Source organism: Verrucomicrobiales bacterium, assembly GCA_016793885.1.
Lineage (GTDB): Bacteria > Verrucomicrobiota > Verrucomicrobiia > Limisphaerales > UBA11320 > UBA11320.
On record JAEUHE010000055.1, the window covers coordinates 76980 to 89983 of the forward strand.

General features: G+C 57.8%; 11 protein-coding genes and 1 tRNA gene. 7 read left to right on the top strand and 5 right to left on the bottom strand.

Annotated features, from left to right (window positions below; all coding sequences use genetic code 11):
* Positions 1-259: 259 nt before the first annotated feature.
* The 3 genes from JNN07_07405 to JNN07_07415 are packed head-to-tail and all read right to left on the bottom strand — an operon-like array spanning position 260 to position 2666.
* Entirely contained in the window at positions 260-802 is a 543-nt protein-coding gene (locus JNN07_07405; protein MBL9167553.1) for an N-acetyltransferase, read from the bottom strand.
* A gap of 3 nt (positions 803-805) precedes the next feature.
* Entirely contained in the window at positions 806-1858 is a 1053-nt protein-coding gene (locus tag JNN07_07410) for a Gfo/Idh/MocA family oxidoreductase (protein MBL9167554.1), read from the bottom strand.
* On the bottom strand, positions 1806-2666 hold the full coding sequence (locus JNN07_07415; protein ID MBL9167555.1) for a sugar transferase: 861 nt from the start codon (positions 2664-2666) through the stop codon (positions 1806-1808). The genes JNN07_07410 and JNN07_07415 overlap by 53 nt, the downstream gene beginning before the upstream one ends.
* 593 nt (positions 2667-3259) lie before the next feature.
* Here JNN07_07415 and JNN07_07420 point away from each other — a divergent pair.
* Positions 3260-5446, top strand: a complete 2187-nt coding sequence (locus tag JNN07_07420; GenBank protein MBL9167556.1) for a fibronectin type III domain-containing protein — start codon at positions 3260-3262, stop codon at positions 5444-5446.
* Between the two features lie 98 nt (positions 5447-5544).
* A tRNA-Arg gene (locus JNN07_07425) sits at positions 5545-5618 on the top strand.
* Between the two features lie 293 nt (positions 5619-5911).
* On the opposite strand, the gene JNN07_07430 is transcribed toward JNN07_07425, so the two are convergent.
* Positions 5912-6268 (bottom strand): hypothetical protein, encoded by a 357-nt coding sequence (locus JNN07_07430; GenBank protein ID MBL9167557.1) that lies wholly within the window; start codon positions 6266-6268, stop codon positions 5912-5914.
* A 143-nt stretch (positions 6269-6411) separates the two neighbouring features.
* Here JNN07_07430 and JNN07_07435 point away from each other — a divergent pair, with 143 nt between their 5' ends.
* The 4 genes from JNN07_07435 to JNN07_07450 all read left to right on the top strand — a co-directional run bounded on the left by JNN07_07435 (position 6412) and on the right by JNN07_07450 (position 10977).
* Positions 6412-6729 carry a hypothetical protein gene (locus JNN07_07435; GenBank protein ID MBL9167558.1) on the top strand — a complete coding sequence of 106 codons (318 nt, stop codon included), beginning with the start codon at positions 6412-6414 and terminating at the stop codon, positions 6727-6729.
* A gap of 3 nt (positions 6730-6732) precedes the next feature.
* A complete protein-coding gene (locus JNN07_07440; protein MBL9167559.1) occupies positions 6733-7023 on the top strand; it encodes a helix-turn-helix domain-containing protein in 291 nt (96 codons plus the stop codon).
* 607 nt (positions 7024-7630) lie between these two features.
* The gene (locus tag JNN07_07445; protein ID MBL9167560.1) at positions 7631-9568 is read left to right on the top strand and encodes a DUF1592 domain-containing protein; all 1938 of its coding nucleotides are present in this window, start codon (positions 7631-7633) and stop codon (positions 9566-9568) included.
* A 38-nt stretch (positions 9569-9606) separates the two neighbouring features.
* The gene (locus JNN07_07450) at positions 9607-10977 is read left to right on the top strand and encodes a DUF1552 domain-containing protein (GenBank protein MBL9167561.1); all 1371 of its coding nucleotides are present in this window, start codon (positions 9607-9609) and stop codon (positions 10975-10977) included.
* A gap of 322 nt (positions 10978-11299) precedes the next feature.
* Here JNN07_07450 and JNN07_07455 read toward each other — a convergent pair whose 3' ends face one another.
* Positions 11300-11593, bottom strand: a complete 294-nt coding sequence (locus JNN07_07455) for a hypothetical protein (GenBank protein ID MBL9167562.1) — start codon at positions 11591-11593, stop codon at positions 11300-11302.
* 629 nt (positions 11594-12222) lie between these two features.
* Between JNN07_07455 and JNN07_07460 the strand changes: the two genes are divergently transcribed.
* Positions 12223-12936, top strand: a complete 714-nt coding sequence (locus JNN07_07460; GenBank protein ID MBL9167563.1) for a hypothetical protein — start codon at positions 12223-12225, stop codon at positions 12934-12936.
* Positions 12937-13004 lie beyond the last annotated feature (68 nt).

Consider the following 13004-nt stretch of genomic DNA (forward strand, 5'->3'; position numbering starts at 1 on the left):
GTCAGAAGGAACTGACGGGTTAAGCTCAAATTCACCACTCCATGGACAGCACAGGCACCCGATCGCCCAACTCTTTGTCACTCTCAGGCCGATGATGTTCAATCGGGCGAGGCCGCTCAGCCAGCCAGGAAACCTTACAGAGTCTTCATATCCAACGGAATACAAACAGGATAGAAAAAATGCAACCCTATCCTGGCCGCCTGGGGGGCCAGAACCGACCGATATCAGGGCAGCAGCCCCTTGCTCCGGGTGATACGAGTTAGCTGGAAAGGGTTCGGAGAACCCGAGCCGGGTTGCCAGCCACAACCGCATAGGGTGGAACGTCCTTCGTCACCACGCTTCCGGCACCCACGATGGCATGCTCCCCGATAGTAACGCCACAAAGTAGAGTGGCTCCCGATCCGATTGAGGCTCCCTTGCGCACAACGGTTGGACGGCACTCCCAATCCGCTTCGGTTTGAAGCCCGCCTGCGCTGGTGGTCGCCCGAGGAAAGAGATCATTGATGAAGGTGACGGAATGCCCAACAAACACCTCGTCTTCGATGGTCACGCCCTCGCAGACAAAACTGTGGCTGGAAATCTTGCACCGGGCGCCGATCTTGGCGCCTTTCTGAATCTCGACGAATGTGCCGATTTTCGTTTCGTCGCCGATCTCGCATCCGTAGAGGTTAACAAAACCGAAGAGCCGGACACCGCGACCCAAACGAACGTCGGGAGCGACCCGGAGGAAGGATTGATTTGCATCCATAGAAAGGACCACGGGACGGAGGTCTGCGACCGCGGCCCCATGGAAAGGATCCATCTGTTAGTGTTTAGCGTCGGAGGCGTCGCTGCTTAATTCATCCAGGCGAACTTCAGCACCGCCGCGCTTCAAGGACTCGGAAGCCGCCTCGAGAATTTTGACGACCTGCATGCCTCTGAGCCCAGAGGTGATCGGAGTCTTGCCATCGCGAATGCAGTCCACGAAATGCTGACACTGCACCTTCAACGGCTCCTCCTGCTTGACGTAGGGCGTGTAAACATCCCCGTAGTGGTAGGAGTAGTGAAACTCCGCGAAGCTATCATAGTGAGGGGGACGTTCCACTCGCGCATCAAAGACCTTGATCTTCTCCAGGGTGGCCACGTCGTCGTACACGATCATCCGCTTCGAGCCCACGATGGTCATCTCCCTGATCTTACGGGGATCTAGCCAACTGCTGTGGATGAGCGCAGACCGATGATTGCTGAAGTTGAGGCAGAGCATGGTGACATCCTCCACCCCGGAAGTGACATGGGGTTCGCCCCGGCAGTTCACGCTGATGGGCTCCTCCTCCATGATGTACAGGATGATCGAAATGTCATGCGGGGCCAAATCCCAGGTGACATTGATATCCTTTTGAAAAAGCCCAAGATTCAGTCGTCGCGCGCTGATATAGCGAAGCTCGCCGATGTCTCCAGAATCAGCAATCTTCTTAATCTTCCGAACCACCTCGGAGTAGAGGAAGGTGTGACCTACCATCAAGGTCACCTTCTTTTCTTTGGCGATCGCAATCAGCTCGGCGCACTGAGCGGACGAAGCAGCCATCGGCTTTTCGATGAAGGTATGCTTGCCCGCCAGCAAGCTGGCTTTCGCCATTTTGTGATGGAACCGAACGGGGGTTGCGATCGCAACTGCGTCGATCTCACTGCTCTTGAGCATGTGCCCATAATCCCGCTCGGGGTGAGCATCCGGATAGAGCTTATGCATGTGAGCCAGCCGCTGCTCACTCGTATCGCAAATAACACTTAACTTACATCCATCAATGCTGTTGAAATTGCGGATGAGGTTAGGCCCCCAGTACCCGCACCCGACCACTCCGACCTTCAGCTGAGTCTTCATTCTCCGTAATTGATTTGGCTTTCGCTAGTTCAGCATCGCCGTTTGAGCCCATCCTGGTCTGTTTCGCAGCCGCTCGGGCCGCAAGGAGTTGAACAACGAGCGCGGGAATCGTTCGGACAATGATGGACAGGTCCAAGGAGAGGCACTTGTGCTTCCCATAGGCAATGTCCATCTGAACCATTTGGCGGAAAGTCGTGCGGTTCTTTCCACAAACCTGCCAGAGCCCAGTGAGCCCCGGAGTCGCGTTGAACCGCTCTTTCTGCCACGTCTCATAGTTCGCAAACTCAAACGTCGTGCAAGGACGCGGCCCCACCAAACTCATCTCACCACGCAGAACGTTAAGCAACTGAGGCAACTCATCGAGCCCACTGGCCCGGATCCACTTACCCAAGGGGATCAGTCGCGAGTCGTTGCCGTCCATCTTCTGCATTGGCTTCTCAGCACCCATAAGCTGCTTGAGATGCTTATCGTGGACCGCAGTGTCCGCTCCACAATGCATCGACCGAAATTTCAATAACCTGAACGTTTTACAGCGAAAACCCACACGCTCCTGCCGGAAAAAGATAGGACCCGGAGAAACGACCTTGATGAAAATGGCGAGGGGAATGCAAACGGTGAGAGTCACCGGCAACGTCACTAGGATAGCTGTCACATCCAAAACCCGCTTCCAGAGTGGGAGCCCCGCTTCCGTGCTTTCCGTGGTTCCACGCTGGACCTGACCGTTCTGACCTGCTGCTACTAACTTCCTACCAATCAACTTCGAAAACTTGTTATTCAACTCAACATCTAACTGCGTCCAATTACTCATAGTTGTTTTTTGTCTGAGGCCGCAACACTACACCTGATTTACGATTTCCTCAAACGACATCTTACAGGCCGCAAAATTAGCTTATGTAAATTGCTGGGTAAGAACAAGCTTTTTCTTAACTTTACCGAAAGAAAATTCTCTCCTGACGGCTGCTCGAAAGAAGCAGGGACGGGCCGAGAATTCACTTGAGTATCCAACGATCGATGCCTACTTAGCTGAAAGACTCGAACCGAATTGAAACGACATGCGTAACCTTTGTATATCAGGCGGTGAGCTCGGCCTGGCAGCGCGGAACCCGGTCCGCCCCCCAGTTCTGTGGTGTCCCATTTCCTATCCAGGCACGTATCGGATTGATACCTTACCCCGAAATTGAAGAGCGACGGACAACTCTCGTGAAAGCCCCTCCCAGCGCATCGCATCCGGCTCTGATTCGGACGTTAGAGCCGTCCATCACCCTCTAAGTCTCTCCAGCCTATCTGCCCCTTCATCGAGCTGATCAACCCCTTCAATGTCCCGGTTCGAGTCAGATTGATGGGGATGGGGTCGCCTGGCAAGGTGTCTGCTAGTCGCTCGCTGGCGACCGGGGTTGCCCTATGAACATGGAAGTAGCAAAACAACGACAATGGATAGCGCTCCTCCTGGGATCGATCCTGGTCGGTTTGCTCCAACCCCAGAGCCAAGCCGAGGACGTCCGATTGGCCTGGGATCCCCCGATTCCCCCAACGAACGTCTCAAGCTACGCCGTGCACATTGGAACCACGTCTCGGCAATACAATACGGTGACGAATGTCGGTAAGGGTACTAACATTGTCTTGAAGGGCCTCGTTCCCGGCCGACGATACTTCATCGCTGCGTCTTCCATCAATAAACAAGGGCGTGAAAGCCGATTCTCCAACGAGTTGATTGTGGATGTTCCGGACACCTACCGGCTTCCGGTCATTGCCGGCATCACCAATCTCACTCTCCGACGCAGCCAGCCCTCGGGGGTGCTCCCTTTCAGGCTGGCCAACGGAGTGGGAGCAAGTTCCAACTGGACGGTCGAGGTCTCCAGTTCCAACCCACTGCTAATCCCCCGCGAAAACATTTCTTTGGGTGGGAGCGCGACGAACCGCACCATCCAAATCTCCCCCGTGACCGGGAAGGTGGGGATCGCCGCGATGATGCTCTCGGTGACCGACGGCCGCCAAACCAATCGAAGTTCGTTCAATGTCACCGTGACCGATACCAATGCCCCTCCGGTAGTCGACGCCGGACTCGGCACCACGGTGCGAACGAATCTGAGCTTCATGCTGCGCGGACGCGCCACCGACGATGGCCTGCCTGTCACACCGGGCCGGCTACAGGTTCAATGGAGCAAGGCGTCGGGCCCCGGGAACGTTTCCTTCGGAAACTCGAACTACGCGCTGACCACCATCCGGTTCAGCTCGCCCGGACTCTATCGTCTGCGACTCACAGCTTTCGATGGCGAGCTAACATCCTCCAGCGAAGTGGTCATCCGAGCCCAACTGGTCTCCGATGTCACCCCGCCCGCCATTACCGACCTGACCGTTACGGACGTGTCCCCCACAAGCATCAAGCTGGCTTGGACCACCGACGAGCTCGCCGATGATCAAGTGAAATACACCACTGCGGGGGAGGGCATCCCAAAATTCTCGCTCCTGAATCAGACTCCTAAGCTAATCCACACCGCCACCGTCACCAACCTTGCTCCCGGAACCACGTACACCCTGTATGCCCGATCCCGCGATGCCGGTGGCAACCAAACATTTTCTGATCCCGTGATCATAGAAACGCTCCACGAAGCTCTCCTCGTGGCGGAGGCGGGGGTAACCGCCAACAACTCCAGCATCCCGAATGGATACGCTTATGACCGTGACGATTTGGCCACCGATGGCTCCGAAACCGCCGCCTTCGGAATCTATGCTCCCCTTCCCGACGCCTACTTCGTGTGGGCGCGAATGGCTTCACCATCCGATATCTATCAACCGTTCGCAGTCTCCATAAACCTCGGCGTTGCCGATACTTTCGATCCTCCGGAGGGATCTTGGAATAACTCACCCCAGTGGGTTCTCTTAAACGGCCGCAATGAATCAGCTCCCCTGACCCTCTCTCCCAGGACGTTAGAGCTGAGCGCGGGGCACCACACGCTGGTTTTCTCGGGAAAGCAAGCCCGGGCGAGTGTGACTCGGGTGCTGCTCAGCAACAACCCCGACTTCGTGCCGGCCGATGGCGAGGCATGCTGTCCGGTATCCAGCGAGTCCGGACTTCCTCAACTCTCTCTGGTGGTCCGCAGCGGGTGGAGCATGCTGGCCTGCCCGTTGGAATCCCAGTTCCCCATCATCGCCAGTCTCCTTCCCAATCCGCCCTCGGGCACAACCTTCTTTCGCTACGATCAGGAGATGGGGACTTTTGTGCAGAACCAGTTTGATGGTGTGGACTGGGAAGACCCCGAGATGCCGCTGCACGCGGGCACGGGAGGCCTGATTTACAATCCAGGAGACCACTTTACCTGGATTCTCCGCGGAGGTTTCGTCAGCACTCCGGATTCGGTGCTTTCCAAGCTGCAGATTGGCCAGAACTTTGTAGCCTTGGACACACCGAAGGCTGGATTGCTTACCAAGGTGCTTTCCGGCTTCACCTTTAAGGCAGGAGACAGCGTTCAGCGGATGGTGGGCGACAACGGCACCTACCAGACGTACACCTACGATGGCACCAGTTGGGATGGGATTCCGGTCATCGACATCGGTGAAGCAATATTCGTCACGTTGGTTCCTCGCTAAGAGGGATACCCGGAACCGGGCTGCGCCTGGCGACAAAATCTTCGTGAAATCGAGCTGGATTTTTTTCTCCATCCAGGTTTGGGTAGTCAGACGCGAATGCGCGCGTAGCTCAACTGGATAGAGTGCCGGCCTCCGAAGCCGTAGGTTGTGGGTTCAACTCCCGCCGCGCGCAATCTCCTTTTCCTGCGGAGAAAAATGTCAGTTCGCAGCGCAAAAAGTGAGCGAAAGCGCGATCACATCGACTTCCCGGCAGTTCCCACCCAACTCGATTCTATGACAGATCTATGACACTCGAGCGCACTTAAGCGATCAAGATTGGTTTCCACTCCAGCGTTTGAGTAATATGGTATATCCATACCGCCACTTTCCTACAGATTCGATGGGTCTGTGCGTATGCCATACGCATTCGGTCCAGAGGCTAGCACCTCGAACGATTCTCGCGTGCTACCTTCACGATCAGTTCCTTCAGGCCGCGAACGGTTGGAGGCCTACCTCTGGTAAGCCCGCCTCTCGACAAGCGTTGATCATCCGGTGGATACCGCTACCCCATTGCTCAATCAACTTCAACTCGTGGAAGACACGACCGATGACGCGATTCCGCAATTTTGAGACACCACGGAGGATGTCGTCGATGGTGAGGCCAGGCGGCAAGTTTACAAGATTCTCTACCTCGATGCGGTCGCGAAACACCCCCAGTCGCAGTGAAGAGCCTCGCTGAGCATAGTCAGCATGGACAAAGGCATTGATGATGGCTTCGCGCAAGGCCACCACTGGACCCCCCCATACCTCTCGATGACGGACGTTCCCGATCATTGGCCCCATGATGTCGGCGAGATAGTCAAAGCCTACACACAGCTCACCTACCAACCTGCCAACCAGCCGCCAAGCGAGTCTTTCCTAGTGACGATCGGGAGCCGTTGCCATCCCTAAGGACCCAGTTGACACTTGTACGCCTTTGGCGTAGTTTGGCACACGTGGTTTTCATCGAAACACCCACGTTCACAAAGCGGGTAGTGGAGTTAATGGATGACGAAAGCTATCGGGAGTTGCAATCCCATCTGGCGGCGCATCCCGAGGCTGGTGACCTCATTCGCGGGACGGGAGGCATGAGGAAGATTCGATGGGCCGGGAGCGGGCGGGGAAAGCGAGGCGGTCTTCGTGTCATCTACTACTGGTGGACGGCAGCGGACCGTATCTCGATGCTGCTTGTTTATCCCAAGAGCGAGCAGGACGAGCTGAGCCCCGTCCAAGTTAAATTGCTACGAAACATCCTGAAGGGTTGAGTTATGAAAAAAGCACTTTTTGACGAACTGCTGCAGAGTGTTAAAGAAGCCGCTGCCATCGAGCGGGGTAGCGCAAAGCCTTCCCGGACGTTCGAGATCAAAACTCCTAACGATGTAACGAAGATCCGGAACAAACTGGGCGTTTCCCAGTCCAGGTTCGCTCAACTGCTGGGCATCAGCGAGAATACCCTGCAGAATTGGGAGCAGGGCCGCCGGAAGCCATCTGGCTCAGCGAAGATCTTGCTTAAAGTCGCGGCTTTACACCCAGAGGTGATCTTGGAAGCCGTCGCTTAGACCTCATCCGATTCTAGCGTAGCTTTGCGGATGGCGACCAGAGAGTTGAACCGCTACGAACGCAAAGAACACCAGGGTAGGAAGCCTCAGCCTCCGGCGACGACGGGCTTCGACGAACATCCCCAGGGGCTACGGCTTGGCAAGCCGACCTTCTAATGGTCTAACCGACACATCGAGCCTTCGCCTTGTGGAACACAAGCAAGGCTGCCACGTCATAGCCTCCGGCGACGACGGGCTTCGACGAACATCCCCAGGGGCTACGGCCGGCAAGCCAGCCTCAAATAGTCTACCAGACATCTCGAACCTTCGCCTTGTGGAACACAAGCAAGGCTGCCACGTCATAGCCTCCGGCGACGACGGGCTTCGACGGACGACTTGTCCTCCATGGTAGGGCGAGACTCCGTCGAGCCCTGAATGGCTCAAGACCACCGAACACCCACCAAGCCCCGTCGCGGAGAGCCTTCGATGTTAGACTCCCATCACTCGTCACTCATCAGCCGATCACCGCCACGTCGTTCTCGATTTCGGTCCGACCGGAGTGGAGCACACCCGGGTCGTGAAGGGATTGCTGGCGTCAGCGGATTCTTTGGGTTACAAACTAACAAGCATGCCACCATCGCCGACCATCCGGATTCTTCCCGCGAAGATTGCGGCCTTGGGCTGTTTGCTGGTCTTGTCAGTGGTGGCTCCGTGTCAGGCGGCGGAGGTCGACGGGGCGGGCGCGGATGAGGCGGCGCTCCGGGCCGACGCCAGGAAGATCTTCAAGGATAACGTGGCCCCCTTCGTGAAGACCTACTGCACGAAGTGCCACGGCGGTGGCCGCGCCAAGGCGAACGTCAACCTCGAGGTGGCGCTGAAGGATCCCGGCCGCGGCGCGGCGTTCCTGCATTGGAAAAAAGCCGTTGCGAACGTCAAGGTGCATGACATGCCACCGGAAGACGCAGCCAAGCAACCCTCCGACGAGGAGCGCCTCCAGTTCATTGACTGGATCGGCAAGCTCAAATACCTGAGCCCAAAAAATCCCGGCCCGTTCGTGATGCGCCGGCTGTCCAAGGTCGAGTACGCCAACACACTTCATGATCTCTACGGGGTGAACACGTCCCTCGCCGACAGCCTTCCGGAGGAAGTCGTCGGCGAGGGCTACCTCAACTCGATTTCTCCGCTGCAAACGGAACTGTTCCTCGAAATCGCCAACGATGTGGTCGAGCAGATCGTCGCTCCGGAAGGCGGGGCCCCGACCGCAGTTCAGAAAAGGCTTTTTGGCAGGAAGCCACCCAAGGGTGCCGATCTTCGCCAGGCCGCACGCCAGGTCGCACGCTCCTTGACCCGCGAGGCCTACCGCCGACCGCCCACCGAGACGGAACTGGACGTCCTCGTGGACGTCTTCGACCTCGCTCGCGAGAAGGACTTGGATTACACGGCATCGCTGGGGTTGATGCTCAAAGCGGTCCTGGTCTCTCCACAGTTTCTCTTCATTGCGCCCGCCGAAGTAGTCGAACGCGACGAACAGATCGTCCGCTTGGACGACCATCATCTGGCGGCGCGCCTGTCCTATCTGTTGTGGTCAGCGCCCCCCGACGCCGAGTTGTCCGCCTTGGCTGACAAGCGTGAACTGCACAAGCCCAAGACCCTGCGGACCCAGGTGAATCGGCTTTTGCTCCACCCTCGCGCACGGGCCCTGTTTGACGGATTCGGCGCCCAGTGGCTGCGTGTGAACGACCTGGAGCGCCAGGTTTTTGATCCTGGCCTATTTCCTCAGATGACGCCGGCGCTACGGGACGCGATGATCGATGAAGCCCGCTTGTTCTTCGAAAGTATCGTGCATGAGAACCAACCGGTAATCCGGTTTGTGGACAGCGACTATACTTTCATGAACAAGCCGCTCGCCGAGTTGTACGGGCTCAAATCCTCCGCGACAGGACCACAAATGCGCCGGGTTAAGGTGAAGAACCCCAACCGGGGCGGTGTCCTCGGCATGCCGGCCACGCTGGCGGCCACGTCGTTCCCCACCCGGACCAGCCCGGTTCGTCGGGGCGTGTGGGTGCTTGAGCAGCTGCTGGGCGAACGCGTGCCGCCGCCACCGCCCGACGTTCCCGTACTCGACGCTCAGGAACCGACGCGTGTGGAGGGCTTGACCCTGCGTCAACGGACCGAACTCCACACCAAGGACCGCGTTTGTGCCAACTGCCATCGGATGCTCGATCCAATCGGTTTCGGTCTAGAGAACTTCGACGCCATCGGCCGCTGGCGTGAGAAGAATGAAGCCGGACTCGCGATCGACTCGGCCGGAAGACTTCCCACGGGAGCAAGCTTCTCCACCCCCGCAGAATTGAAGCGCCTCCTGGCCGGTCGGAAGTCCGACCTGGCCCGGAATCTGACCGAACGGCTGATGGCTCACGCGCTCGGGCGACAGTTGGAAGGCTACGATGAGGTCGTCATCGACCAATTGATGGCCCGGATTGCCGGAGACGAATACCGGGTCAGGACGATCATTACCGAAGTCATTGCCAGTTACCTGTTTACCCATCGCAGGATCGAAGAATGAACAGCCTTCACACCAAGCCGAGCCTAACTATGAACACCATGAGTCACCCGCCTCTTGTGAATCGCCGCACTTTCCTCAAAGGAGTGGGCGTCTCCCTCGCGCTGCCGTTCTTTGATTCCTTCGGCTGGGCGGCCGGCACGACCTCAGCGAAGCCGCCGGTGCGCCTGGCGTTCATGTATATGCCGCACGGGGTGATCATGGACCAGTTCTGGCCCACGAGTCAGGAGGAGTTCCTCAACTCGCCGCCGCCCATCATCCGCTCCCTGCAGCCGATCATGGATCAGTGCCTCATGATGAAAGGCATCTCAGGCGTGCCGACCGTGCCCTTCGGCGGCGCTCCGCATGCGCTGGAGTTGTCCACCTGGCTCACCGCGCGGCTGCCCGACGCCGATTCGCGCGACCGCATCAACATCTCCATTTCCGCCGACCAGATCATGGCCAACTATGTCGGCGCCCAGACCTTGCTCCCTTCGCTGGAGCTGGCCACCATGCCCCAGACTTGGAAGGAGAATCAGGAAGGCCTGCACGAGGGATACTACAATCACTGCAGTTTCCGCTCGCCCACGCAACCCGTGCCGGCCGAGACCGATCCCCGCAATGTGTTGAACCGGCTCTTCGGAAAACGCGGCAAGGAAGGCAAGGTCACGCAGGCCAACCCGCTGGACCGTCAGATGCTCGACCGGGTGCTCGGCGGCGCGCGCGACCTGCGCCGTACCCTCGCTAGGGGAGATCAACAGAAACTGGACGAATACCTCGACAGTGTGCGCTCGGTGGAACGACGCATCGCCGCCATCGAAACCCGCCAACGCGAGGCGGCCCTGGAGCAGAACGGTGTCGCCCCCTCCAAACGCCACGCCCACGACTCGGCGCCCATCGAGGTGAAGATACCCGAGGGCGACAAGCGCAGTGAATACATGCAGGTGATGTGCGACCTGATCATCCTCGCCTTCCAGACCGACACCACGCGCGTCAGCACCTACATCAGTTCCCGGCCCAACGGCGCTTCCTACCCCGAACTGGGATTCTCCGACCAGCACCATTCGCAGACGCATTACGGCAGCGATCAGGAAATGATCCGCAAGGTGGCGGCCATCAACACGCTGAATGTGGATCAATTCGCCTACATGGTGAAGAAGATGCACGCTCTCAAGGAGGGCGAAGGAACCCTGCTCAACAACTGCATCATGCTGTGGGGCTCTGGCCTTGAAGACGGCGACAAACACCGCCGCGACAACCTCCCGTTTATCATCGCCGGAAAAGGCGGGGGATCCATCAAGACCGGCCGATTCCTCTCCATCGTGCAAGGCAACCAGGGCGACCTGCTCACGACGCTGCTGTCCTGTGCCGGCATCCCGCTGGATCGCCCGATCGGCATTGCGACCAAACAACTCCTCGAAATGAAAACCTAAGCCTAAAAAGGAGAATGGAGCGGTATCAAGATGTGCAATAGCTTGGATGGGCATGGCTTGCTTCGGGTGCCCTTGTCAAACCGGACGGCTCTCGAGTGACCCTCAAAGAGGGCGAACTCCGCAAGTTTTCGGGCGCGGGCAACACACGGTGGACGACTCGATTCCGGCAACATTAAGGTCACCTATTGGTGCAGGGTGTCACTTAACACCCTGCACCAGTAGGTGATTCCTGTTCATGCTATCTGGAGCTTCGCATCGGAAGCACGCAGAGGGTTTGGTGCCGACGCGTTCTCCGCCCCTGCCTGTGCTCGAGGCGTGGGAGTCATGACTTTTCTGTGGACCGGCGAAGATCATAGACCCGAAGCCAAAGCAGCAGGTAAAAGAATGCCATCATCGCCGCCGTGGGGCCAGCCCAGACGGACCAGAGAGCGGCCAACACCACGAATACAGGGACCAACTTCCGTAACTTCTCCGCCGACATGAACGGAAACAAGCTGAGCGCGAGGTAAGACAATGCGACGAGGTAAAGAACGGGCACCACATAGGCCAATGGAGAGAACGACCCAGCGCCGAAGGCGTTCGCCATACCGGTGTTGTAATACATCAGAAAAGCCATAGAAAAGACTGAGCTAAAGATTACGATCGCAAAACACGCTGCCGCTATCAGGTAAAGTCTTCGGGTCGGCGTGTGCGTAAGTGAGGCCCCAATGATGACGGCGAATAGGACGGTGGAAATTGAGTTCCAATAAGATGATAAAACTCCGAACATAGAATCTAAGTGAGTGGCTGAGGTCGTTACTAGAGCGGAACGTTCCTGATCTCTTAAAAAATCTTCGTAGGCGAAGGCCGAAGCGTGACCGGCGGCCTTGACAACTTCCGGCAGGTTTCAATCCGAGAGCTTTCGGCTGTCGCCAGGCCCGAAGCGCCGACCCCGACAAGTTGTGTAGGCTTTTGGCTCATGATGCGTGACATCTTTGTATTTATCGATCTCGGTCAAAAGAGGCAATAGGAGAGGAGAGAGCGGCTGTTTTAGCTGAAAGCCAGGCGTGGACGAAATCGACGCCGTGTCTTACGCAAGCTGGTGTCGCTTTATTGATTAGGTGCAGTCCAACCTTGGTCCCCTGCTCTCGCTTTGTGGACGGGAGGTTGCCATGCTCAAGAGTTTATCGATTCTGCCGATGACTGCGGAAGCGACGCGGCGACAGACACGGACATGATCCTGCCGAGTCGGCACCACCGATGACTATGAAGACAACACTCTCGATGCTTGCAGGCCTGACGTTTGGAATGGTTGCGCCCGCAGTCTGTTCGATTTCAGCCGCGGAGAAACCCGCTAGCGGAGAAGTCCAGAGCGTGTCGTTCACAAAAGGTGTGCTCATGGCGGTGATCGACGGCACGTCCGTCGCAGCCACCAATGAGGTCTCGCTGCCGAGGAACATCGTCGTCGAGACCACTGGCACGTTCACCGTGGCCGGCGGAAAGAAGCGCGCTTTGACGGAAGGTCAGGTGCTCAGCCGCGACGGACGTCTGACCAGTCCCGACGGCAGCGTAGTTCCAGTGGACGATCACGTGACGTCCCATGGCGGGAAGATTCTCTTGATTCAAAACGGTGAGCCGCAGCTCTTGACCACCATGACACAACTCGCCGACGGCACGCGCGTGTATCCTGACGGCCGCATGGTCAGCCCGCGCAATGCCACCCGTCGTTTGCTTGATGGCCAGATCGTGCGGCTGAACGCAGGAGGCGTTGAAGCCACGGACACAGCCCGGATCGAAAAGGGCAAAGTGGTGCTCTTCAAGGACGGGGGCCGAATCGAACTGCGGGCCGGGCAGGTCATGGCCATGTCGGATGGATCGCGAATTAACGGCTCGGGTGCCATTGTAAAACCCGACGGCTCTCAACTGGCCTTAAAAGAGGGCGAACTTCACAGGTTTTCCGGCGCAGGTAACACTCGATAGACCTTCAGCCGCGGAATCCCGGCTGGATGCAAGAGGTGGGCCTTGTAACCGGCGGGTAATGCCCAGGT

Bases quoted from the DNA above. Each gene is read 5' to 3' on its own strand.
- JNN07_07405 (MBL9167553.1), bottom strand. From the start codon at position 802: ATGGATCCTTTCCATGGGGCCGCGGTCGCAGACCTCCGTCCCGTGGTC.
- JNN07_07410 (MBL9167554.1), bottom strand. From the start codon at position 1,858: ATGAAGACTCAGCTGAAGGTCGGAGTGGTCGGGTGCGGGTACTGGGGG.
- JNN07_07415 (MBL9167555.1), bottom strand. From the start codon at position 2,666: ATGAGTAATTGGACGCAGTTAGATGTTGAGTTGAATAACAAGTTTTCG.
- JNN07_07420 (MBL9167556.1), top strand. From the start codon at position 3,260: ATGAACATGGAAGTAGCAAAACAACGACAATGGATAGCGCTCCTCCTG.
- JNN07_07430 (MBL9167557.1), bottom strand. From the start codon at position 6,268: ATGGGGCCAATGATCGGGAACGTCCGTCATCGAGAGGTATGGGGGGGT.
- JNN07_07440 (MBL9167559.1), top strand. From the start codon at position 6,733: ATGAAAAAAGCACTTTTTGACGAACTGCTGCAGAGTGTTAAAGAAGCC.
- JNN07_07445 (MBL9167560.1), top strand. From the start codon at position 7,631: ATGCCACCATCGCCGACCATCCGGATTCTTCCCGCGAAGATTGCGGCC.
- JNN07_07450 (MBL9167561.1), top strand. From the start codon at position 9,607: ATGAGTCACCCGCCTCTTGTGAATCGCCGCACTTTCCTCAAAGGAGTG.
- JNN07_07455 (MBL9167562.1), bottom strand. From the start codon at position 11,593: ATGGCTTTTCTGATGTATTACAACACCGGTATGGCGAACGCCTTCGGC.
- JNN07_07460 (MBL9167563.1), top strand. From the start codon at position 12,223: ATGAAGACAACACTCTCGATGCTTGCAGGCCTGACGTTTGGAATGGTT.